Genomic DNA, 21,795 nt, shown 5'->3' on the forward strand with positions numbered 1-21,795 from the left:
ACCTCCATTAAAATCATAACTGATACTTACGATTTAGAGAGGTGTTTTTTATCGTCTCATTCTCAGGGTTCACTCCATACAGAAAGGATGGCGTTTATTATGAATATTTCGATTCAAAGGATTTTGGTGCAGGATTCGTTTAATAAAGTTACATGATGAAAAAACATTTATTATTCCATCATGTGACAATAAAAAATATTTGGTAACTTATTTCTGTTATTAAGTTTTATAAAAATTTAATAAAATCTTTTCTTTGTATTAAATATTTTGTTTTAAATTATGTATATAAAGAAATGGAGGTCAAATTAACTTTATACTGCTTATATTAGGAATTTAAAGAAACAATATGTACAATTCTCCCACTACATTCGTATAGTGGCCTTTATGAACAGCAAAATTTATAATTTACAAGGAGAACATTTTATGAGTAAGAGAATAAAAGAATTAGATTCGATACGAGGGTTAGCGGCACTTACTGTGGTATTTGGACATTTTTGTTTAATGCTACCATCGTTGCCTAATTCTATTAAATTTTCCCCGCTTAGGTTTTTATGGGCGGGTGGGGAAGCTGTTATCGTTTTTTATGTACTAAGTGGTTTTGTGTTATCTATGGCACTTTATCATTCAAAAACAAATTATTGGGGATATTTAATTAAGAGATTTGTAAGAATCTATATCCCTTATTATTTTTGGATAATCGTTACCTTTGCTTTATTTATTTTATTTTCGCCGTATGAAGTGGTAGGGCTACGGGATTGGTTCTATGATAGATGGCAAGGGTCTATAACAAAATTAGATATTCTAAACCACTTTGTGCTTCTTAATAACTTTTTTACGGAAAATTATAATCCAGTTATTTGGTCATTGGCTCAAGAAATGCGTATATCTATTGTATTTCCTTTGTTATTCCTTCTGTTCTATAAACTGAATTGGAAGAAATCGATACTATTTGCTTTGAGCTTTTCTTTAATTAGTGTTTTTCTTAATATGTTGCATATTGGGAAAGCTGAAGGATTTTATAATGGTTATGCTGACACACTGCATTTTACATCTATGTTTATGGTTGGAATGTTACTTTTTAAGTATCAGGAAAAACTTATCTACTCATATAGGAATATGAAAAAATTTAAAAAAGGATTTCTTATTGCATTAGGGATTATTCTATATTTATATTCCATTTTAATTTATGGTCTTTCCCGTAATGATACTACTTTCTTATTAAAAGATTGGGGTGTCGTAATGGGGGTTAGTATATTTATTATAATGGCTATGAGTAACCTAAAAGTAAAAGCATTTTTAAATAAGAGTGTATTTGTATATTTAGGAGAAATTTCATACAGTATCTATTTGTGTCATTTTCCAATCATGATGGTACTATTTAAACTTTTGTATACAAAGATACCTATCTTTTTCCTTCTTACTTTGTGCATTGCAATGACACTACTTTTTTCTATAGTTTCGTATTATTTAATCGAAAAGAAATGTATCAACTGGGCAAAACAAAGAACAACAAATTTTTTGAAAAAAATATAATTCCTGGAGAGATTTTATTTCTTTAGTAAATATATGAATATGACCGATTCCTAAGTATACTTAGGAATCGGTCATATTTGGATTCTAAATGTAAATATAGTAAAGTGGAATATAATTGAAATTGAAAACCACTTAGAAATAACAATTACGGTGTGAGCTATTGTATAGTATAGATATGGTTAATAATAAAGGGGGAATACATATGTGGAAGCGATTTGTAGCAATTGGTGATAGTTTTACAGAGGGGATAGGGGATGAAGTTGAGGGAATTGCATTAAAAAGCTGGGTAGATCATTTTGTTCAACTATGTGTAAACGATATAGAATATGCTAATTTTGCAAAGCGTGGGTTAGTAACTAAAGAAATTCGCTCACAGCAATTGGAAAAGGCATTAACTTTTAATCCAGAGTTGGTTAGTCTCATTGCAGGTGCAAATGATGTTCTAAAAGGACGTTGGAATCATGATGCATATAAGAACGATATGGAATTTATGATAGATACATTAAGTAAAACAGGTGCTGATATTATGATAGCAAACCTTCCAGATTTTACTGTTAGGCTTCCATTTCCTTCTGAAAAAAAACAAGTAATAAAAGAACAATTATTAGAGGCAAATGAAGTTATACTTTCACTGAGTAGCGAGTATAAGCTTCATCATGTTGACTTTTGGAATCATCATTTAGTTAATGACAATACGCTTTGGTCTACGGATTTCATTCATCCAAACTCAAAAGGATATGTAAAAGTTGCTGAATTGATTTTTAGTAGTTTGCCTGTACAGAAGACAAAATAATAGTTTGCAATGTAACGAATATAATATTAATTGTATGAAGCTATGTTTTTTAGTAAATGGAAAGAACTAAAAATTTAGCAAACAAAGCGTATCTACGATATATTTCTACAGTAGTGCACAAATGCAGAATCACAAAGAAAGATCACTTATCGAAATAGGTGGTCTTTAAACGTTTTTATAACTAAATTAAAATATATACTGTATTACTAACAATTTCGTACTACATAAAGATTAAGTTCTCTTATAGAAAAACTGATTTTATATTATCTTAAAATATAATAACATGTTCAAATCATATTTTGGGTATGTATCCTAATTGTGAATAATGTGTAATTTTTTGAATTATAAATGTCCAATAAATAAAATAGATAGTAGGTACAGAAGTATTAATGCTATATTATTCAATTCTTGTTATGAGTACATTAGTGAAGAGAAGTTATTGCAATGGGAGGTACACCATCTGGGGTACTTCAATCAGAAGAATTAATGGAGATTTTTCTCCCTATTTTAAGAGCAGATTTTAAGATTGTCGAGACATATATTCATGATAATAATATACAACCATGTGATATTGATTTTCTTATATTTAATGGGAAAAATGATGAATTTACTACATACAATCAAGTAATAAAATGGAAGCAATATACAAGTAAAACGTGTACTTTTCATTCTTTTGAAGGTAGTCATTTTTTTTAAAATGAAAATATTGAAGAAATAGCAAAGAGTATTATAGGAAAGTTAGATTCTAAAAGATTATTAACTAGTTTTTAGAGGTTTTCTAAGTATACTCATGGCTAAGAAACAAAAATATTAAAGAGGAAGAATACAGGCACTGCTGAAATATCTTTGAATAGAGGCAGGGCATTTTAAACTAACTGTTCAAAGGTAGGTATTGATGGAATTTTAAGTAAAATATATGAAGTGATTTTAGTTTAAGTTGACTTTACCTGAAGGTGAGGTTTTCTTTCATCATCAGATAGTCGTTGGATAACTGGTGAGTTAATTGATGCAAGTGGTGGATCTTGCATATAATGCTAATTGTAAGTACTATGTACTTTAAAACCAAAAATTTCTCAATTTAATGTTGAGAAATTTTTGGTTTTATTATTCTAGTAGTAATCGCTTTTTTAAAATTATAGAAATTTAAAGATAAAGTATTGTATACATGTAAGTATGATTAAAAATGAAAAATTGTAAATGCTGAATTTGATTAAATACGCCTTGGTCTCTTTACTATTTGCCTGAATGAATAATTTATAGGAGATTACACTGGCTAAAGATGCGATAATTGTTCCAAGCCCTCCAATATTTACCCCGAGTAATAAAGGTTTCCAATCAGAAGTAAAGTTTGATAGAAGAATTGAAGTAGGAAAATTGCTAATCAGTTGACTCAAAAATATGGAACTAAAGAAGACTGAAGTATCTCCTCTTAAATTAGCACGAGCAAATGTATCCAGCGCATCGGAATGGGAAATGTTTCCGATAAAAATAAAAAAACAGACAAAGGTTATTAGAAGAAAATAATCGATCTTAAATAGTAATTTTCTATCTAAAGTAAATGCTGCCATCAATGTGACTATTAGCGCAATGTAATAATTAATGACACCAAAAATAGATGCAATGATAGTGATAAGTATCAAAATCCAGACGGTAGCTTTTTTTCGATTCTTCACGGTAATAACAGATAGTTCTATTTTCAAATCTGTTTTTTGAAGTTTTTGAGTAAATATAAATAACAAACTAATCCCAAGTACAGCTAAAAGCAGGATTGAACCTAAAAATGGGATGAGCTTAATTCCATAGTAAGAATATAGGTATAAATTTTGGGGGTTTCCCATAGGCATCAAGCTACTACCGATGTTTGCCGCAATTGTCTGCAGGATGATTGTATCCATCATGTTCATTTGTGTTTTTTTACTAATGACAAGTGTTATTGGTACAAAAGTGAGGAGAGCGACATCATTTGTTACAAACATGGAGCAAATAAAGCATAACAAAATTAGAATAATAGATATTGACCTGCTGTTATTGCATTTATTTAAAATCGCAACGGCAAGTTTGTCTAATATTTTTAGCTGTTCAAAGGCCTTAATGGCCACCATTAGATTAAATAAGCTAATTAACACTTCAAAGTTAATATATTCGATCTTTGGCGAATGTATTAAGCAGCTTACAATTGCTAGTATCAGTGAAATGGTAAGTACTAAATCCTTTTTTAAAAATTCGAATTTCATAAGAAGTCTTTTTTTATTTTGAACGAATACTATTTCTTTCACAATACACCACCTATAATCTATGTTAGTAAATATACATTTTTTGGATAACTCGATATTGCTAGAAAAGAGGATGGCATAAGGTCCTAAATAAGAGTTTTGTAATGTTTCATCCCTTCAACAAAATCCTTTTTTGCTTAGTGTCTTTAATGTTGTAAATATGTGCAATATAGATGAATCCAACTAGGGAGATTAATTGAGAAAACAAATGTTTTTTGTATGATACCATAAATAAATTAAAAGTATTATTTTTTTAATATTCTTACAACATTCTATTGATTCTTGATTTCAAATACTTTATATGAAGCTCTAAAAGAGAAAAAGTATGCATGATTATATGAAGAAAATAGAGGCTTGTCAAAGATTAGGTAGAAGAGAATCCGCGACGTTTGGATACTGTATAAAATTCACAAAATTTCAGTGTTTTTTTAGATGAAAAAACCTTAAAATATTTTTTGTTTTTATAAAAATCTGTACTTTTTCGTAACATTCTGTACTTTTAATTATAAATTAAAGACAAGGTTCTCTTAGTTGAAGATTGAAAGCGCTTTATAGATTTTTCGTGAAGTTTTTACCTAGCCTATTTTTGAGATTAGTAGTGAGAAAGGAGATATTTCCATGTTCTTGATAAAATTAACAAAAAACCAGTTAATCACTATTGATTATTATGATTTAAATGTAAATCACCAGTAAACGAAACAAACATAATAGTACAACAACATTAGTGGATAAGAATATTAGTTTTGCAGAAAGGGGTAGAGCATCCGTTTGTATAAGCGTTAAGTTCTTCAAAATTTCAGTTTTACGGTTACATGTTGTGATGTTTGCTTAAACAGGCCAATCCGATTCATATAGAAAATTTTTATCCTTGTTGTATTTGAATATGAAAGAGGTATTTATACCAGGAAATATAGGTGATTTTATATAAATTATGATATATAAATTTTGACATGGAGTGATGATATGGAAAGGTTTTTTGTAGAGTTAGTCGGATCAACAAATGATTTTTTATGGTCTAAATTGTTAATTATTATGCTTGTTATTTGCGGAATTTATTTTACATTTAAATTGAATTTTGTACAGTTTCGAATGTTAAAAGAGATGGTCCGTGTATTAATGGAGGGGAAAAGTGGTTCTAAAGATCAAATCTCTCCTTTTCAAGCGTTTTGTATTGGTATGGCAGCCCGCGTTGGAACAGGGAATATCACAGGAATTGCGATTGCAATTGCATTAGGTGGTCCTGGAGCTGTATTTTGGATGTGGATTATTTCTATTATTAGCTCGGCCTCCAGTTTTGTCGAAAGCACATTAGCACAGATATATAAAGTAAAAGATAAAACTGGTTTCCGCGGTGGTCCATCCTATTATATGGAAAAAGGGTTGAATAAACGTTGGATGGGAGTATTATTCTCTATTTTAATCACAATTACTTTTGGTCTTGTATTCAATTCAGTACAATCAAATACAGTTACAATTGCTTTTCAAAACTCATTTGGTACAGATCGTCTAACAGTTGGGATAATCATGGCCATTGCTTTCGCTGCGATTATCTTTGGTGGTGTACAACGTATTGCAAAAATGGCTGAATACAAGGTGGTATTTTTAGCGGTATTATACATTGGAGTTGCATTATTTGTTGTAGTTACCAACATATCAAAAATGCCGGAAGTGCTTTCTCTTATTGTTCAAAACGCATTTGGTTTTAAACAAATAGCAGGCGGTTCAATTGGTGCAGCACTTATGAATGGAGTTAAACGTGGTTTATTTTCAAATGAAGCTGGTATGGGAAGTGCACCAAACGTTGCCGCAACAGCAACAACAAGTCATCCGGTGAAACAAGGACTGATTCAAGCATTTGGTGTATTAACGGATACACTGATCATTTGTACTAGCACTGCCTTTATTATTTTGCTGTCTGACGCATATAAACAACCGGGGTTAAATGGTATTGCACTTACACAAGCAGCATTAAGTGAACACATAGGTCCTTGGGCATCGGGTTGTCTTGCTATCTTTGTTTTTTTATTTGGATTTGGTGCGTTAATTGGCAACTATTATTATGGTGAAACAAATATTCGCTTCTTACATACAAGTAAAGTGTGGTTAATGATATACAGAATAAGTGTGTTGGCTATGATTGTATTTGGTTCTGTTGCAAAGATTCAAATTGTATGGGATTTAGCGGACTTATTTATGGGCTTTATGGTTATTATTAATTTAATTGCTATTACCTTACTTTCAAAAGTAGCATTTGCGGCGTTACAAGATTATATAAACCAGAAAAAAGCTGGTAAAGATCCTATTTTTTATAAAGAAAACATTAAAGGGCTTGAAAATATTGAATGTTGGGATAGTTATGAGAAAACTTCAAAAAAGAAAAGTGTGTAATAAGAAGGATATTCAGACTGCAATATGTCTGAATATTTTTCTTGGTTCTAGTGCAAATATTATTGATTATAGTAAAGAAAAAATCATTCTATATAAAGTTAATAGTACGGGGGAATATTATTAAATGATAAAGGATTCTAGCGTTCAAGTTGAGGGTCAAGAAAAAGTTTGCTTAGATCAATGGGTAGCTCATTATCGAACGTATGCAGCTAAGGGACGAAGCGCCAGTTATATTCCCGCTTTGGGGGAAATAAATGTATCGCAGTTAGGTATTTGTATAGTAAAGCCAGATGGAACAATGATAAAATCAGGAGATTGGGAGATACCTTTCACATTACAAAGTATATCAAAAGTAATCGGTTTTATAGCTGCTTGTTTAAGTCGCGGTATTTCTTATGTATTAGAACGAGTTGACGTAGAGCCAACTGGAGATGCCTTTAATTCAATTATTCGTTTAGAGATACATAAACCAGGAAAACCTTTTAATCCTATGATTAATGCTGGAGCAATTACGATAGCTTCACTTTTGCCAGGGACATCGGTGCAAGAAAAATTAGAATCTCTATACGTATTAATTGAAAAAATGATAGAGAAGCGTCCCGCTATTAATGAAATAGTATTTCAATCAGAATGGGAAACAGCTCATCGTAATAGAGCATTAGCATACTATTTAAAGGAGAATGGTTTTCTAGAATCAGATGTGGAGGAGACACTAGAGGTTTACCTAAAACAATGTTCGATTGAAATAAATACAGAAGATATTGCCTTAATAGGGCTTATACTAGCACATGATGGATATCATCCTATTCGCAAAGAACAAGTACTCCCTAAAGAAGTAGCTAGGTTAACAAAAGCTTTAATGCTTACTTGTGGAATGTACAATGCTTCTGGAAAATTTGCTGCTTTCATTGGATTACCAGCTAAGAGTGGGGTATCCGGTGGAATTATGACACTTGTTCCCTCAAAATCTAGGAAGGATTTATCGTTCCAAGATGGATGTGGTATTGGTATTTACGGACCAGCCATTGATGAATATGGGAATAGTTTACCAGGAATTATGTTGTTAGAACATATTGCAAAAGAATGGGATTTAAGTATATTTTAAAAAGGAGCACAGATATTTTGGTGTTAGAGCGAGTCCAAAAGTGTTCAGACCTTATATTGTGTCTGAACATTTTTGAGTTATAAAGTATCTTTCTAAAGTAGAAGAGTGTAATGAATACTCACAATCTATAATGCTTTCGTTTATATCTTATTTATCAGTTCTTGAAAAAAATAGAGTAAGTATTGTATTAATACAAATAGGTTTGTATACTGACTGTTAGGCGAAAGTGAGAAGTGATTATTTTGAATCTTAGTAATTTAGTAAAGAAAGACATCTATATTCTCGTTTTAATGATACTTACAGTACCCTTAGTAGGTGAAATAAAGTCATTTCCCTTAAATGAAACATTTAGAATGAGCTTTGGTGCACCAACATTTTTCTTTTTTTTGTTATTATTTCGACGAGTTCCAGTATTTTTACCGGGTTTTTTAACAGCAATAGTCGTGGTAGTATTTCGTATCTCAATGGATGTCATTATAAAGGAAAATATGGATTGGCTAGCCGCTTTTCATACTCACTATCCTAGTTTTTTCTTTTATTTTACTTATTCGTATCTTTTTCATTTAGCAAAAATCAAACGTTTTTATCATCAACCACTAATGATTGGTTTTATTGGTTGCATGATTGAAATACTGTCAGACTGTGTGGAATTAATGGTTCAATATTTCGTATTAAAAACATCAATCACATCCGAGGCAATAAATGAGATCATTGTTATCGCATGTTCCCATAGTTTTATAGTTCTAAGCTTTTTCAATATGATGAAATTGTATGAAGCGCAATCAAGGGAGAGACACATAAAGAAACAAAATGAACACATGCTCATGCTCATCTCTAATTTATATGAAGATGCTGTTCATTTAAAAAAAACCTTACAAGATGCTGAGAATATAACAAAAAAATCCTATGATTTATATAAAACCTTAGACTCTTTTGAGCACAAACAGATGGATTTTCAGTTTGGGGATTTAAGGCAACAGGCATTACAAATTGCTGGTGAGGTCCATGACGTTAAAAAGGATAACCAACGTATTTTTGCGGGACTTTCAAAACTAATTTCTGATGAAAGTTTTACAGATTATATGTCTGTACATGAACTAGTAAATATCATTATGCGGGCAAATACGAAATATGCACGGTTGCTAGAGAAAGACATCCAATTTGTGTATAAAATTGAGGGTGTGCATCCTCATTATCATATTTACACAATCTTATCTATTATAAATAATATCGTTACAAACGCTGTAGAAGCTATCCAAGGTATGGGAACCATCACAATTGACATTAATAAAGACCACCATTTTGTTGAATTTCAAATAGGCGATAATGGTCCCGGTATTTCTTCAAAATATAAAGATTCAATTTTTGAGCCTGGGTTTACTTCTAAATATGATGATTTAGGCAACCCATCGACAGGTATCGGATTATCGTATGTTAAAGAAATGGTCGAACAACTTGAAGGTGATGTTACGCTTGAGGACAGAACCGAAGGAAAAGGATCAATTTTTATAATTAGATTAGGGATTGATCATATAATTTCGAAAGGGTGATTCTATGTATTTTTATATAGTAGATGATGAAAAAGCGGTTCGCTCAATGTTGGCTCAAATTATCGAGGATGAAGATCTTGGAGAGGTTATAGGAGAAGCTGAGGATGGTTTATCTTTAGAGCAACAAATGGTAATCCTTAAAAATATAGACATTTTATTTATCGATTTGTTAATGCCGATTCAAGATGGAATAAAAACAATTCGTCAAATAAAACCTTCGTTTAAAGGGAAAATCATCATGGTCTCTCAAGTAGAATCAAAAGAATTAATTGCTGAAGCTTATTCGCTTGGTGTTGAATACTATATTATTAAGCCGATTAACCGGATTGAAGTATTAACAGTTGTTCGGAAAGTCATTGAACGAATTCGTTTGGAAAAATCGATAAAAAACATTCAAGAATCGCTTAATATGGTCCTAAAATTGGATAGTAATTCAAGTGTGCAAGAAAAATACCGTAATGAAAAACATTTAAATACTTTCAATCATTTTCAAAATTCCATTCATTTTCTTTTGTCTGAATTAGGAATAGCCAGTGAAAGTGGAAGTAAAGATTTAATGGATATGCTGGATTATTTATATAAATATGAACAAGATAACACGTTGGAACAAGGCTTTCCCTCACTAAAAGAGATTTTTATGAATTTGGCTCAAAAAAAACTTGGGGATTCAGCTGAAGATGCCGAATTAAAAAGGTTCATAGAAGCTTCCAAACAAAGGATTCGGAGAGCTATTTACCAATCATTAAACCATTTAGCATCCCTTGGACTTACTGATTTTTTAAACCCGAAGTTCGAAAATTATGCTTCTAGATTTTTTGATTTTACTACCGTAAGGAGAAAGATGACAGAATTGAATAATGAACCAACATTACCTGCTCGTATTGATACGAAAAAATTTATTCAAGTTCTTTATTTTGAAGCAAAACGAATACACTTGGAGTTAAGATGATAAACTCTTGCTAAGTATTATTTTCAATTGATAGATTGATAATAATTTTTCTTTTTATTCTCCTTTATTTCATATTAGTTTTAAAATCAGAAAATTCCGTATCGATTCGATAGAAGTGTATGAACTTAGAACAAAAGAATATGTAGTTTTTATTTTTTTTAACATTAATATTCATTAAAAAAACGAGTATTTTCACAATAAAATATAAATACATAGTAAGTTGAATTTAAAAAAAGATGCTATCTTCTAGCATCTTTTTTTCTTTAAGAGGAAATATCATTGATCCTTATATTATTTGAAATTCAAATGCGGGCATATAAATAAGGGAAAAGGAGATAATATTTAACAAATTATAATTGGAAATGGTATTTTAGGTCAGAAATGTTTTTATACTAATTAGGTTATTGGTACTAAATAAGCATAATGTCTCGCTTTTCTGCTCTTTAATCTTATCGTTATTTTTTATTAAGTACATATCGTTTTTTAGAAATCTCAATCCTAGCAGAGTATATAAATTGGGTGATAAAAATGTGGAACATAATTACTTCTTATCTTCCAGATTGGAAAGTCTTTGTACAAGCTTTTATCTTGTTTTTAATTCCGTATACTATCTCAAGATTTTTTCATTGGGTTCGTATGTCAGAGAAAGAGTGGGAAGAATGAGTTGGTGGAAGTCAAGAGACAAACAAGTGAAAAAAATAATATTCAAAGTAAAACGAAACAAGAGTATAAACCATCTCAAAATGCAAACGTTCATTTCACAAATGATTTTGCCTCTAACTTAGAACTTATAAAGCAACAAATCGGACATAATTCTGATGTTCGATTTCGGACGTTTAATATTGGACGCACAGATATTCAAGCCGGAATCGTTTTTGTTGATGGTCTATCAGATAAAGAGATAATTGACAAACATATTATGAAATTACTAATGGATGATTTTTCTGATGAATATAAAAATGAATCTTCTTATGTGGAGGGGACTGTTTCAAAAGAATATATTAAAAATAAAGTTCTTACAATTAGTGAAGTAGCAGAAGTCCATTACATAAAAGATTTAATACCCAAAGTATTGATAGGTTCAACAGCTCTTTTAATTGATGGTTTAGCAGATGTGTTTATTCTTGGTACAACAAAAGCAAATAAACGAAACATTGAAGAACCAGTATCGGAGGCATTAGTTAGAGGGCCACGGGTCGGTTTTACTGAAGTATTAAGTGATAATACCTCACTTTTGCGACGACATTGTGCGGATGAGAGCTTATCATTAGTAAAGCTACCAGTAGGAGAACGTGCAAAGAAAGAGTTAGTTATCGCATTTATTAAAGATCTTGCTAGTACAGAATTGGTGGATGAAATAAAAAACAGAATTCAGAAAATTGACATAGACAGTGTACTCGAATCTGGTTATATAGAGCAACTCATTGAAGATAATTATCTAAGTCCTTTTCCGCAGATTCAAAATACAGAACGACCTGATCGTGTTATTAGTGCTTTGATGGAAGGTCGAGTAGCTATTTTGTTAGATGGAACACCATTTGTTTTAATTGCTCCAGTTACATTTAGTATGCTGCTGCAATCACCAGAAGATTATTATGAAAGGTGGCTTCCTGGTACGCTTCTCCGCTTATTACGCTTCATGACAGCTTTTGTTTCATTATTTGCTCCAGCACTGTATATTTCTTTTATTTCATTTCATCCAGGATTAATTCCCACTAAGCTCGCTATTTCTATTATCGGATCGCGAGAAGGAGTTCCTTTTCCCGCTTTAATAGAAGCGTTAATTATGGAAGTAGCTATCGAAGTTTTACGAGAAGCAGGTTTACGTCTGCCTAAACCCATTGGACCGGCAATGGGAATTGTGGGTGGTTTAATAATTGGTCAGGCTGCCGTAGAAGCAGGAATTGTTAGTCCAATAATGGTTATCGTTGTTGCGGTAACAGCTATTTCTTCTTTTACTATTCCGCAATATAGTGTGGGAATTACGTTACGCATTCTTCGTTTTGTAGCTATGTTTTGTGCTGCGATATTTGGATTGTATGGAGTTATTCTCTTCTTTCTTTTACTTTGCAGTCATTTAGTGAAACTGAAAAGTTTTGGCGTTCCTTATACCAGCCCTGCTGTTCCATATCGATTCAGTGACTGGAAAGATTTTATGGTTCGCATGCCATTAAAAATAATGAGACGTCGACCGAAAATAATGCATACCAAAAAAACTATCCGCAAAAGGTAGCTGATGACGAAAGGAAGTGGCCTTCAGTGATTACTATACCTAAAGACCGAATAACAACTTCACAAGCAGTTGTTATTATTGTAAATTACATACTTGGGACAGGAATTCTTACTTTGCCCAGAGCATCTGTGGAAAAAGTGAAAACACCAGATGTATGGTTAAGTGTGATATTAGGTGGGATACTGGCAATGGTTTCAGGAGTAATTATGGTCAAATTAAGTCAGCAGTTTCCAGAAAAAACATTTTACCAATACAGTCAAGATATTGTAGGGAAATGGATAGGCAGATTGCTTAGTTTTCTTATTATAGGGTATTTTCTTACAACTTCAGCATTTCAAATTCGTTCAATGGCAGAAGTAATAAGCTTTTTTTTACTAGAAGGAACCCCCACATGGGCTATTGTTATGCCTTTTATGTGGATAGGTCTCTATTTGATTATGGGTGGTATTAATTCAATTGCACGGATGTTTGAAATAATATTTCCTATTACTGTTTTTATTTTTTTAATCATTTCCTTTATGAGTATCGGAATATTCGAGATAGATAATCTCCGTCCCGTATTAGGTTTGGGAATTAAACCAGTGTTAGATGGGATAAAAACAACGTCTCTCGCATATACAGGTCCTGAAATTATGTTAATTCTTTTGGTATTTATGGAACAACGAAAGAAAGCAGTAAAAGCTATTTTAGTTGGAATTTCTATTCCGTTAATCTTTTATGTAATAACTGTTGTAATGGTCATTGGTGCATTATCAATTGATGGGGTTGTAACAAGAACATGGCCGACAATTGACCTTATGCGCAGTTTTGAAATTTCTGGTTTGATATTTGAACGTTTTGAATCTTTACTGCTTGTAATATGGATTATGCAAATATTTGCTACCTATACGATTAGTTACTATGCAGCTGCATTAGGATTAGCGCAACTCTTTAAAAAGAGTATTCATCCGTTTATTTTTGCTTTGATTCCAATCATTTACATCATTGCTATGACTTCGAAAAATATAAATGACTTGCTTAAATTGGGGGATATGCTCGGTAATGTTGCATTATTTTTATTTGGTTTACTGCCACTGCTTCTTATTATTATTACGCGATTAAAAGGAGGAGTAGTGTGAAACATAAATTTAATTATATGCGGTTCTATTTGGCTTTGTTATGGACGCTTTTGCTTCTATTTTTAACAGGGTGTTGGAGCAGTAAAGAAGTAGAAGAATTGAGTTTAACTGCAGGTATAGCACTAGATAAAGGGAAGGATTCAACAATTGAGAAAGAGGATGAGGAAGGAGGTTATCCTAAAAGAAATCTTATAACAGCTACTTATCAAATTGTTAGTTCGCAAGCACAAAGTAAAGGGAACGGACAGCAAAAACGTTATATAAATGTTTCTGAGACCGGTGATTCCATCCATCAAATTGTTCGTGAGTTTTCATTGAAAAGAGAGAGCACAATGTTCAGCCCACATTTGAAAAATATTGTTATTAGCGATAGTCTTGTACGTACATACAGTTTAGAACAATTACTTGAACAGTATCTCCGTGACAATGAAGTTCGGCTTAGCTGTATGCTCTTAATTAGCAAGGGTCTAGCGAAGGAGGTACTGGAATCAAACAAAAAAGGAGAAATCCCAGCATTTCGTTTGTCTGGAATTGCAGATAATAGAAATAGAACAACAAGGATTTTACCTCCTGTATCGCTCGCTAAATTGGAAGGAAAGATGCGGTCAGGGTCCAGTTTTCTTTTGCAAAATGTAATCTCGATAAAAGGAGAAACGAAATTTGCAGGAGCTGCTGTAATTAAAGGGAAGACAAAAAAGTTGATGGGCTTTTTAAATGAACAGGAATTGGAAGGAGTAGTATGGATAAACGGAAAAAGGAATGGTGGTGTGGTAAAAACTTTTGATAAAGAATCAAAGAAACTCATTATATACGAAATAAAGTCAATAAAAAGCAAAATCATACCACATGTTAACGGAAATAATATTTCCTTTGATGTAAACATTGAATCAGAAGGGCGTTTGTCTGAAAATTGGATGCAATCAGGAAAAGATTTTGAAAATGAATTTTTAAAAAGGGAAGAAAAAGCTATTGAAAAAGAAGTAAAGCACTTAGTACATCATGTTACAAAAAAAATACAAAAAGAATACCAAGTCGATATTGCGGGTTTTGGCAACCAATTAAGAATTAAACACCCGAGAACATGGGAGAAAGTCAAAAAAGATTGGGATCGAACATTTAGTAAGGTACCGATTAAATATCATATAAATGTAACTATACAAGATTATGGAGCGTCAAGTTTAAAACGGTGAGACGTCTTAATTGACCTTATATTTACAAAAAAACAAAAAGTTACAAAAATTTTAATTTAAAAATTTTTGTAACTTTTTGTTTTTTTATGTCCTTCTTATTATAGATTAAAGAAATGATTTTATCCCGCTATTTGCCGGGCAGTAAAACCCCCACCTCAAAATTCAGCGAAAGCAAAGAAGTTATTAGAGGTATATGTAAGCTTTATATAGGAAGGAGAATGTTTAAATTCTATTGATAAACCCAGTAATTGTAATAGCCCTTATTTAGAATAATAATTTCAAAATTAATAAAACTTAGAGTAGAAGGAGCAAGAGCAAATTATTATGAATAAACAAATAGGATTCATCGGATGTGGAAACATGGGTATTGCTATGATAGGTGGGATGATTAAAAAAAATATAGTTTCTCCAGATCAAATAATTTGTTCAGATTTAAACGTCATTAATTTAAAAAATGCTAGTAATGAATATGGCATAACTATAACTACTAACAACAATGAAGTCGCTAACAGTGCTGACATTTTAATTTTATCAATCAAACCAGATTTATACTCATCAGTAATTAACCAAATAAAAGATCAAATAAAAAATGATGTAATCGTTGTAACTATTGCTGCAGGAAAAAGTATTAAGAGCACTGAGAATGAATTTGGTAGAAAGTTAAAAGTTGTTAGAGTAATGCCTAATACACCGGCACTTGTTGGAGAAGGAATGTCTGCGTTATGTTTTAATGAAATGGTTACAGAAAAAGATATAAAAGAGGTACTGAACATATTTAATATTTTCGGCCAGACGGAGGTCGTAAATGAAAAACTAATGGATGTTGTTACATCTATTAGTGGTTCTTCTCCAGCATATGTGTATATGTTTATAGAAGCCATGGCAGATGCTGCTGTACTTGGCGGTATGCCGAGAAAACAAGCTTATAAATTTGCGGCTCAGGCTGTATTAGGTTCTGCAAAAATGGTATTGGAAACAGGAATACATCCAGGTGAATTGAAGGATATGGTTTGTTCTCCAGGTGGAACGACGATAGAAGCTGTAGTAACGCTAGAAGAAAAAGGTTTAAGAACAGCTATCATTTCAGCTATGAAACGTTGTACGCAAAAATCTATGGAAATGTCTAGTTTAACTAGTAAGTGAGAAGCGAATTTATATAATATTTCAAATCTATTTAATGTAAAAGAAATATTATGAGGCTAGTTAATAACTAAGTAAATTTATATACAACACTAACGAGAAGAACAAACCTTATTTTAAAGGGGATACAGAAAATATGAGTAATTTACTAAAAAAGAAATCCGTTACACAATTGTTAGAGCATAATCAAAGCAAGACCTTAACGAAAACATTAGGAGCATTTGATTTAATTATGTTAGGGGTAGGCTCGATAATTGGAACGGGGGTTCTTGTGTTAACTGGATTAGTAGCAGCAAGAGATGCTGGTCCAGCAGTTATCTTTTCATTTGTACTTGCAGCAATTATATGTGGATTTATAGCATTATGTTACGCGGAAATTGCTTCTACACTCCCGGCGTCTGGTAGTGTATATACGTACTCATATGCAACAATTGGTGAGTTTGTTGCTCATCTAGTAGGTTGGTCATTGCTGTTAATATATATCGTGGCAACAGCGGCTGTCGCTGCTGGATGGACAGGCTATTTCCACAATTTAATAAAAGGATTTGGATTAGAGATACCTAAAGCTCTAGTAACGATTCCTTCGCATGGTGGTATTGTGAATCTACCAGCAGTAATCATTACATTGATATTAGCATGGATGTTATCCCGTGGTACGAGGGAAAGTAAACGAATCAATAATACAATGGTATTGATTAAAATTGGAATGATTTTGTTGTTTATTATGGTTGGTATATTCTATGTAAAACCAATGAACTGGATACCAATTGCACCATACGGTTTAAGTGGAGTTTTTACGGGTGGAGCAGCTATTTTATTCGCTTTTACGGGTTTTGATATATTAGCAACTTCAGCAGAAGAAGTAAAAGATCCGAAACGTAATCTTCCCATCGGTATTATTGCATCATTAATCATATGTACAATTATTTATGTTATGGTATGCCTTGTTATGACAGGAATGGTTTCCTATAAAGAATTAAATGTTCCTGAGGCGATGGCTTATGTAATGGAAGTTGTAGGACAAGGAAAAGTCGCTGGTGCAATTGCTGCAGGTGCTGTAATTGGCCTTATGGCTGTTATTTTTTCCAATATGTATGCGGCAACACGAGTATTCTTTGCAATGAGTCGTGATGGATTGTTACCGAAATCATTTGCGAAAGTTAATAAGAAAACTGGAGCACCCACTATTATAACTGGATTGGCAGGAATAGGGAGCTCTATAATAGCTGGGTTTATTGATTTGAAAGAATTAGTTAATTTAGTTAATATCGGTAGTTTGGTGACGTTTGCGTTAGTTTGTCTATCAGTTATTATCCTTCGTAAATCACACCCAAATTTAAAACGTGGATTTATGGTACCTTTTGTACCTGTATTACCATGCGTTGCAATTGTATGCTGTGTGTTTTTAATGCTAAATTTACCGTTAAGGACATGGGTGTACTTTAGTATTTGGATTACTATTGGGGTAGTAGTATATTTCCTTTATTCGATAAAACACAGTAATTTAAATAAGGAAACGATCTCGAAATTACATGATAAAATTGCGAGATAATAACGATCGAAAATTTTATTAATAATCATATTGATAGTTGAGTAACATAGAAACAGTTTTTTGACATTTAGCAAGAGATAAAATAAGAGATGCTAGGGCAGCTAAGTACTTTTTTAGAAACCTTGCTTGTTTTTTACGATTTAAAACTGCTAAGGAGAGGGAGAAGTATGAGTGAATTGCATTTTATGAGTCTAGAAGAACTGGATAATGAATTGAAAAAATCTGACAGTGGTATTTATTTCATTAAAGATTATAATGACAATATTATTTATGTAGGCAAGGCTTTTAGTATAAAAAGTAGAGTGTTAGCTCATTTTAATAGTTATTCCAATATTAAGGAATATGTACATTTATTTAATAAAGTAGCGTATCTCATTGAAGATAGTTTGTTAAAACGCTCATTGTTACAAGTTACTTACATGATTAAATATAAACCAGTATTAAACAAAGAAGTCCAAAAAGAATTCCCAGAGTTGTATACTCAATACATTAAGCAGACAAATAAAAAATCTATGTTGTTAGAAATGGATGAAGCTACAGAAAAAAGGGATGAGTTAAAGAATAAATTAGTAAAATTAGTGGGTGGAAAAACTATGTTTTATGACATAATTTCTCTGTTAAACAATGGATATAACTATCATGTCCTCGCAAAAGTATTGAGCATAGAACTTCAAACTTTAATTATAATAAAAGAACACCGAAATAAATTCCCGATACCACATAATTATAAGAGGACAATAAAACATCAAGATATAATGTATGCTTTATCTGGAAAAAAGAATTTAAGTACTTCAAGGTTAAACACTTAACTTTAAAATAGTAAATTCGTTGCTTTTAGCACTTCAACTAGACTGTGCCCCCGAAAGTTAGAGGAGTCGGTTTATTAAATAGCCTCTGGGATATGAGCCTAGTACAATGCTGGGTTCATACCTTTTAATTTTCCTTTGATTCTTTCATGCTTATAGCACTCTCTATACTTTGCTAATTCTTGTTTGAAATCTGTTATACTTTCAAATTCTTTCGATACAGAAATAGACATACAAAAACGCCATCCTTTCCTATGAATCTACAGAAAGAATAGCGATTTTTTTAAAAATGAGTTCTTTTATTGAAAAGCTTTGGTTCTATATGACTGATAAAAGGGCAAGCAGCGCTAAAATAGCGGGGAGTCCTTGTTTCACGATAATTGATTTATTGGATGTGAAACCTCCGAAAATAGCTGCTACCACCACACAAATGATGAAAAATAATTGAATCATATAACCAATGGGATTGTTTCCAAGTATAAGTCCCCAAATGAGGCCAGCTGCTAAGAACCCATTATATAAACCTTGATTTGCAAACATAATGGCTACGTTTTGATCTCCTTCTAAATGCTTCGGCAATTTGAAAGCGCGTTGTGCTACTTTTGAATTAATAAAAAACATTTCGAGAATCATGATAAATAAATGCTCTAATGCTACGATTCCTACTAAAAGAGCTACGATTATTTCCATGCTATTCTGTCTCCTTTAATCCTTAATATAAATTTTATACTATTTCCATTTTGCAATTCTATCAACAGGGAGAAGATATGAAGCATATCCTTCGTCGGCTAGTATATCAATAGATAGAAGTAGAACTGATGCATAGCGCTCTTTTTCCAAACGAAAGAATGCATTGCTATTTTCCTTGTCATGTTCTCTGATTGGATTTGGATTATACATATGTGCACGTGCTGCCAGCATGAACTGCATGGAGAGAAGTACTAGATCAATCAGTGTAGTTCCGCGATTTTTCTTGGCATGCAAGTTTTTGGGGAAGAATATTTTTCATATGTAAAATAATAAAATGTAATTTATAAATATGAAGTTGATAAAATGAATTCGGATTAATAATATTCCCCAAGCTAATCCTATATAAACCGTTTACAAATTAATTATCTAAGTATTTCTAAGTTTAAAGAGTGCAGTGTCTTTGTTCTTTAGTTAATCAATTTTCAAATGTTGATTCAATATTTTCTATTCTCTTGGAACTTAGTTCTCGTTTACTTCTCACAAAAGCAATAAAATCAATTATCTCTTCTGTTGAAAGTACTTCTCCATCTATTAAAAGTGTTGAATCTGGATCGTTTAGGAGTCTTGTAATATCAATTACATCTTTGTTTTGATGTGAATGTTCAACTCGACCTAATATATAATCTACAGACGTATCAAATAAATCTGCTATTTTAGATAAAGATTGTAATGAAGGTAATCTATAACCATTTTCATAACCAGCATAGGTGCTTTTCGCAATCCCAAGTCGATCTGCTGTCTCTTGTAAGGACCATCTTTGATTTTTTCTTAATTCAGATAAACGTTCCAGCATTCGTCTCATACCCCATCTAATTTTATTAAATTAATTATAACATAGAAAAAGAATTAAGAACAGAAAAAAAGTACGCGTATTGAATACGAAAACTTGATTAATTCAAATTAAGTTCTATAATGATAAGTATAAATACGCATTTCGCGAACGATATATCGTTGTTTATTTTATGGAGGGGTTGTGTATGAAGAGAATTTTATTACTTGCAACTGGTGGGACAATTGCATCTGTGGAGGGGAATGAAGGGCTTGTTCCAGGATTGTCCGCTGAGGAATTATTGAATTATTTTTCGAGGTCATCTCGAAACTTAGAAATAGATTGCAAAATCTTAATGAATATTGATAGTACCAATATGCAACCTGAGCATTGGAAAGAAATAGCTAATGCTGTTTTTAATCACTATGATGACTATGACGGGTTTGTGATTACACATGGAACGGATACGTTAGCTTATACATCTTCTGCGTTATCTTATATGCTGCAAGGTTTAAGAAAACCAGTTGTTTTAACAGGCTCACAAGTACCTATTAGTTTTAAAAAGACAGATGCAAAGAAAAATGTAGCTGATGCTCTTAGATTTGCCTGTGAGGATGTTGGCGGTGTGTTTATTGTTTTTGATAGTAGGGTGATTATTGGGACGAGAGCAGTAAAAATGCGAACAAAAAGTTATGATGCATTTGAAAGTGTGAATTATCCATATGTTGCTGAGGTAAATGAAGATGAAGTGAAATATCATTGGAAGCCAACTTCCTCACATAATGAACTTTCAATAGATACTAATTTATGTACGGACGTTTTTCTTATGAAATTGTATCCAGGTACAAAGTCAGAGATATTTGATTGTTTAAAATATTTGTATAAAGGGATTATTATTGAAAGTTTTGGTAACGGTGGATTACCTTTTGAAGGAAGGAACTTGCTTTCGAAAATTCAAGAGTTGACTGAAATGGGGATTGCTGTAGTGATTACTACTCAATGCCTGGAAGAAGGAGAAGACATACTTCTCTATGAAGTAGGACGGAAAGTGGCGCAACATCAAGTAATATTATCTGGAGATATGAATACGGAAGCCATCATAGCAAAATTGATGTGGACGCTTGGAAAAACTAATAAATTAGAAGAGATTAAAAAAATTATTGAAGAGCCTTTAGCCTACGATTTAACAATAAAATCTGATAAGGATTGGTAATAACTTCATATGATTTATTTAGGTTTTACATTTAATATGGGGGAGAAATTAAAATGTCAATAACAAACAAGAACATGCGAGTGGAGAAGGATTTTTTGGGAGCAAAGGAATTACCCATTAAGGCATATTACGGAATTCAAACTTTACGCGCTGTTGAAAATTTCCCGATTACAGGGTACAAAATTCATGAAAGTTTAATTCAAGCATTCGCAATTGTAAAAAAAGCAGCAGCGCTTGCGAATACAGATGTAGGAAGATTGGAATTGAATAAAGGCGGCGCGATCGCAGAAGCTGCTCAAGAAATTCTTGATGGAAAATGGCATGATCATTTTATCGTAGATCCAATCCAAGGCGGAGCAGGTACTTCAATGAACATGAATGCAAATGAAGTCATTGCCAATCGTGCTCTTGAATTATTAGGAATGGAAAAGGG

At 32.1% G+C, this 21,795-nt stretch carries 17 protein-coding genes and 4 pseudogenes; 16 read left to right on the forward strand and 5 right to left on the reverse strand.

Going from position 1 to position 21,795, the window contains the following annotated elements:
• Positions 1-384 precede the first annotated feature (384 nt).
• The 4 genes and pseudogenes from JDS92_RS25310 to JDS92_RS31450 all read left to right on the forward strand — a co-directional run.
• Positions 385-1,533 carry an acyltransferase family protein gene (locus tag JDS92_RS25310; protein ID WP_098711702.1) on the forward strand — a complete coding sequence of 383 codons (1,149 nt, stop codon included), beginning with the start codon at positions 385-387 and terminating at the stop codon, positions 1,531-1,533.
• Positions 1,534-1,708: 175 nt separating this feature from the next.
• Positions 1,709-2,326, forward strand: coding sequence for an SGNH/GDSL hydrolase family protein (locus JDS92_RS25315; protein WP_199632704.1), 618 nt, complete (start codon positions 1,709-1,711; stop codon positions 2,324-2,326).
• 429 nt (positions 2,327-2,755) lie between these two features.
• Positions 2,756-3,097, forward strand: a pseudogene (locus JDS92_RS25320) (thioesterase II family protein); the annotation flags it as partial.
• Between the two features lie 186 nt (positions 3,098-3,283).
• A pseudogene (locus JDS92_RS31450) lies at positions 3,284-3,358 on the forward strand (short-chain dehydrogenase); the annotation flags it as partial.
• Between the two features lie 101 nt (positions 3,359-3,459).
• Here the strand turns inward: JDS92_RS31450 and JDS92_RS25325 are convergent.
• Positions 3,460-4,602, reverse strand: coding sequence for an anion transporter (locus JDS92_RS25325; protein ID WP_097959722.1), 1,143 nt, complete (start codon positions 4,600-4,602; stop codon positions 3,460-3,462).
• A 960-nt stretch (positions 4,603-5,562) separates the two neighbouring features.
• On the opposite strand from JDS92_RS25325, the gene JDS92_RS25330 reads away from it, so the two are divergent.
• The 10 genes and pseudogenes from JDS92_RS25330 (at position 5,563) to JDS92_RS25375 (ending at position 18,633) form a co-directional block, all read left to right on the forward strand.
• Positions 5,563-6,987: an alanine/glycine:cation symporter family protein gene (locus JDS92_RS25330; protein ID WP_000439283.1), complete on the forward strand. Its 1,425-nt coding sequence runs from the start codon at positions 5,563-5,565 to the stop codon at positions 6,985-6,987.
• Between the two features lie 124 nt (positions 6,988-7,111).
• Entirely contained in the window at positions 7,112-8,092 is a 981-nt protein-coding gene (glsA, locus tag JDS92_RS25335) for a glutaminase GlsA (protein ID WP_000588656.1), read from the forward strand.
• Positions 8,093-8,325: 233 nt separating this feature from the next.
• Positions 8,326-9,642: a sensor histidine kinase gene (locus JDS92_RS25340; protein WP_199632701.1), complete on the forward strand. Its 1,317-nt coding sequence runs from the start codon at positions 8,326-8,328 to the stop codon at positions 9,640-9,642.
• 4 nt (positions 9,643-9,646) lie between these two features.
• Positions 9,647-10,591, forward strand: coding sequence for a response regulator (locus JDS92_RS25345; protein WP_000274083.1), 945 nt, complete (start codon positions 9,647-9,649; stop codon positions 10,589-10,591).
• Positions 10,592-11,250: 659 nt separating this feature from the next.
• Positions 11,251-12,824, forward strand: a pseudogene (locus JDS92_RS25350) (spore germination protein).
• 26 nt (positions 12,825-12,850) lie between these two features.
• Entirely contained in the window at positions 12,851-13,942 is a 1,092-nt protein-coding gene (locus tag JDS92_RS25355; RefSeq protein ID WP_199632702.1) for a spore germination protein, read from the forward strand.
• Positions 13,939-15,132: a Ger(x)C family spore germination protein gene (locus JDS92_RS25360; protein WP_102956888.1), complete on the forward strand. Its 1,194-nt coding sequence runs from the start codon at positions 13,939-13,941 to the stop codon at positions 15,130-15,132. The genes JDS92_RS25355 and JDS92_RS25360 overlap by 4 nt, the downstream gene beginning before the upstream one ends.
• A 324-nt stretch (positions 15,133-15,456) precedes the next feature.
• The gene (gene proC / locus JDS92_RS25365; RefSeq protein ID WP_001041296.1) at positions 15,457-16,275 is read left to right on the forward strand and encodes a pyrroline-5-carboxylate reductase; all 819 of its coding nucleotides are present in this window, start codon (positions 15,457-15,459) and stop codon (positions 16,273-16,275) included.
• Between the two features lie 133 nt (positions 16,276-16,408).
• Positions 16,409-17,824 carry an amino acid permease gene (locus JDS92_RS25370; protein WP_087968739.1) on the forward strand — a complete coding sequence of 472 codons (1,416 nt, stop codon included), beginning with the start codon at positions 16,409-16,411 and terminating at the stop codon, positions 17,822-17,824.
• A 167-nt stretch (positions 17,825-17,991) separates the two neighbouring features.
• Complete coding sequence (locus JDS92_RS25375) at positions 17,992-18,633, forward strand: nucleotide excision repair endonuclease (protein ID WP_087968740.1); 642 nt, start codon at positions 17,992-17,994, stop codon at positions 18,631-18,633.
• A gap of 98 nt (positions 18,634-18,731) precedes the next feature.
• Here JDS92_RS25375 and JDS92_RS31295 read toward each other — a convergent pair whose 3' ends face one another.
• From JDS92_RS31295 to ansR, 4 genes and pseudogenes are all read right to left on the reverse strand, one after another.
• Positions 18,732-18,863, reverse strand: a complete 132-nt coding sequence (locus JDS92_RS31295) for an IS3 family transposase (protein WP_256972366.1) — start codon at positions 18,861-18,863, stop codon at positions 18,732-18,734.
• A gap of 85 nt (positions 18,864-18,948) precedes the next feature.
• Positions 18,949-19,320 (reverse strand): DUF1304 domain-containing protein, encoded by a 372-nt coding sequence (locus JDS92_RS25380; protein WP_087968741.1) that lies wholly within the window; start codon positions 19,318-19,320, stop codon positions 18,949-18,951.
• A 39-nt stretch (positions 19,321-19,359) separates the two neighbouring features.
• Positions 19,360-19,608: pseudogene (locus tag JDS92_RS25385) on the reverse strand (nitroreductase family protein); the annotation flags it as partial.
• Positions 19,609-19,795: 187 nt separating this feature from the next.
• A complete protein-coding gene (gene ansR, locus JDS92_RS25390) occupies positions 19,796-20,173 on the reverse strand; it encodes an HTH-type transcriptional regulator AnsR (protein WP_087968743.1) in 378 nt (125 codons plus the stop codon).
• 184 nt (positions 20,174-20,357) lie between these two features.
• On the opposite strand from ansR, the gene ansA reads away from it, so the two are divergent.
• Entirely contained in the window at positions 20,358-21,362 is a 1,005-nt protein-coding gene (ansA, locus tag JDS92_RS25395) for an asparaginase (RefSeq protein WP_087968744.1), read from the forward strand.
• Between the two features lie 53 nt (positions 21,363-21,415).
• The coding region (locus tag JDS92_RS25400; protein ID WP_242476031.1) for a lyase family protein at positions 21,416-21,795 on the forward strand (380 nt) is incomplete at its 3' end.

The sequence above is a fragment of the Bacillus cereus group sp. N12 genome, assembly GCF_016483575.1.
GTDB classification, from domain to species: domain Bacteria; phylum Bacillota; class Bacilli; order Bacillales; family Bacillaceae_G; genus Bacillus_A; species Bacillus_A toyonensis.